The sequence below is a fragment of the Mesorhizobium sp. M7A.F.Ca.CA.002.04.1.1 genome (assembly GCF_004022805.1).
In the GTDB taxonomy this organism is placed as follows: domain Bacteria; phylum Pseudomonadota; class Alphaproteobacteria; order Rhizobiales; family Rhizobiaceae; genus Mesorhizobium; species Mesorhizobium ciceri.
Genome location: NZ_RZPL01000792.1, coordinates 1 through 2,483, shown reverse-complemented (window position 1 = coordinate 2,483; position 2,483 = coordinate 1). Strand labels below are relative to the sequence as shown.

At 55.5% G+C, this 2,483-nt stretch carries 3 protein-coding genes; 1 reads left to right on the top strand and 2 read right to left on the bottom strand.

Annotated elements, in window-relative coordinates; genetic code table 11:
• On the top strand, window positions 1-1,123 hold a 1,123-nt coding region (locus ENZ75_RS28510; RefSeq protein WP_128278497.1), incomplete at its 5' end, for a DUF4236 domain-containing protein.
• Window positions 1,124-1,136: 13 nt separating this feature from the next.
• On the opposite strand, the gene ENZ75_RS28505 is transcribed toward ENZ75_RS28510, so the two are convergent.
• Window positions 1,137-1,967: a thermonuclease family protein gene (locus ENZ75_RS28505; RefSeq protein ID WP_127224212.1), complete on the bottom strand. Its 831-nt coding sequence runs from the start codon at window positions 1,965-1,967 to the stop codon at window positions 1,137-1,139.
• Window positions 1,968-2,001: 34 nt separating this feature from the next.
• Window positions 2,002-2,415, bottom strand: a complete 414-nt coding sequence (locus ENZ75_RS28500; protein ID WP_082826711.1) for a MucR family transcriptional regulator — start codon at window positions 2,413-2,415, stop codon at window positions 2,002-2,004.
• Window positions 2,416-2,483 lie beyond the last annotated feature (68 nt).

Sequence of the window (2,483 nt, the reverse complement as noted above, 5' to 3'; positions counted from 1 at the left end):
GATTAGTGCGGGACCTTTCCGCTTTAACTTCTCGTCTGGCGGGGTTGGCGCGTCCGTTGGCGTGCAAGGTCTTCGTATCGGGACTGGCCCACGAGGGCATTATATTCATGCAGGCGTCGGCGGTCTCTACTACCGAGGCACTTTGGGAAAGCGCAGCGCCAAGCAGACGCTGCAACTGTCTGAATTCCCATCTGGGCCAAAGCCCCATCCAACATCCTCACCCGTGGAATATGTCAGCGGTGGCGTCGTGATGAGAGAAATCGAGTCCGCCGATGTGATCGAGATGCGTGATGAGACATTTGCCAATGTGCTTGATGAAATCAATGCGAGGCAATCGCAGACGCGAATGTCGCTCATCCTGGCCGTGCTGTTTGGGATCGCCGGATTGATCGCAGGCGCAATGCTGGGAGGTGGGGTGGCGCTGATCGGTATTGCTGCCTTTTTGCCGGGCATGCTTATTGGCAACTGGTTGGACAGCTACCGCCGGGTGAGCGTGCTCTACTATGATTTGGAGCAGGACGCGGAGGCGGCCTACGGGCGACTTGTCGCCGCCTTTGACACGCTCACACGCTGCGCGGCGAGTTGGCATGTCGCGGCTGGTGGCAAGATAGAGGATCTGACGACTTGGAAGCGCAATGCGGGAGCCACGATGTTGGTCGATAAAAAGTCGACGACGCTCCAAGCTTCCTTGCCGACGGTTGTTCGCAGCAATGTCACACCACCGTCGATACACGTCGGCCGGCAAATCCTTTATTTCATGCCAGACATGATTTTGGTGAAGGACGGAAACCAGTACGGTGCCGTTGGGTATGGAGACCTCAGGACGCAATTTGCCCCCAGCAATTTTATTGAGACCGGCAAAGTTCCATCTGATGCTGAGATCGTGAGCTATACCTGGGCTCATCCCAATAAGAATGGCGGACCCGACAAACGCTTCAGAGATAATCGGCAGATCCCTGTCTGTCGCTACGAAGCCTTGCGGTTTTCTAGCCCATCCGGGCTCAACGAGCTGGTGGAATTTTCCAAGACAAACGTCAGCCAGCCCTTTTGCCAGGCTCTATTGGCACTCGCGCAAATGCACCGAAACGCTGGTGGCCAGTCCGGCTTGCTGAAAGCGCGCTAAGGAATTGGCTTGGTCAGCAAATGCCTTCGCACGGAATTCCGTCGCCGTCCCGGTCCAATTTGGGTCCCCAGCTACAGTTATTGAGATACCAGCGCGCCTCATCGCATGAGGAGATTTGCTTACAATAGCGACGCGGTTGACACGAATAGCTCTGAGCTATTTGGCGACGGCCTGTAAGGCCGTAGGATGTGTCATTACCGGGTTTATTGTTGGCTGCATGTGTTGCTCGCCAATCCCAAGGGGCTGTGAAAGTGCCAACCCAGATGCCAATCTTGGCCCTTTGGGCATCTGCCTGTTGTGACGCGTAACTACCATGGCTGTATCGAGGCCAATCCAGGGCATAACCCTGTTCGACCATCCAAGACGCAATGCTAGCACCGTCCGCCCGCTGACAATCACCAACGAAGCGGTTGTAACGATCCCACGAAACAAAGTTGCACTGGATGGGTCGGGATTGACTGAGGAAGATGTCCAGTGCTTCTGCGGATTTGCGGCCGCATGGGTATTCTTGCCCGCTTGCGTCGCTGCAGTTTTGGCTGCTTTCAGGTGCGTCGATGCCATTGAAACGAATACGCTGTCCGTGGATCTCGATCGTGTCCCCGTCAACGATGGACGCTACGCCGACGATAGGCTTCGGTTTTGACCCGAGTGCGCTTGCTGTATTGGGTCCCGCGATCTGGTTGCCCCACCCTGTAAAGTAGGAGGTGACATAAGCGCCCACTGCTAGCGTGATCACCAGGATCGCGGCTAATGATTTATGTGAAAAGAAACGCTTGCGCATAATTGAAACCCGGCCGCGTCTTGGCCGCGAGCTGCGGCGATGGGAATAGCGATCGCGATTCAATTTTCGATCCTTTGCGAAGCTGCCAAATGTTTTGCTAGCGCGTCTTTGACTTCTTGGCTGCTGCTTTCTTGGGCGCGGCTGCTGTGCGACCGAGGCCAATCGATTTTGCCAATCTGGAGCGATTGGCTGAATAGTTAGGCGCGACCATGGGGTAATCGTTGGAGAGGCCCCATTTTTGGCGATAGGCGTCGGGCGTCAGTCCAAAATGCGTGTTCAAGTGTCTCTTGAGGGACTTGAACTTTTTGCCGTCTTCGAGGCAGACGATGTAGTCTGGAGTGACTGAGCGCTTGGGGTTGACCGCGGGAACTTGGTCGGGTTTTTCCGGTTCGGACGGCTGGCCGATACGCGCTAATGACGAATTGATGCTGGCAATAAGGTCCGGCAATGAGGAGACCGGCACTGAATTCTTGCTCACATAAGCCGCAACGATATCGGCGGTAAGCTCCATCAGCGCGGTGGCCGTATTTTGGATTTCGTCAGTCACTTCATGGCTCCGGACTTCTGCAGTGAAATCCC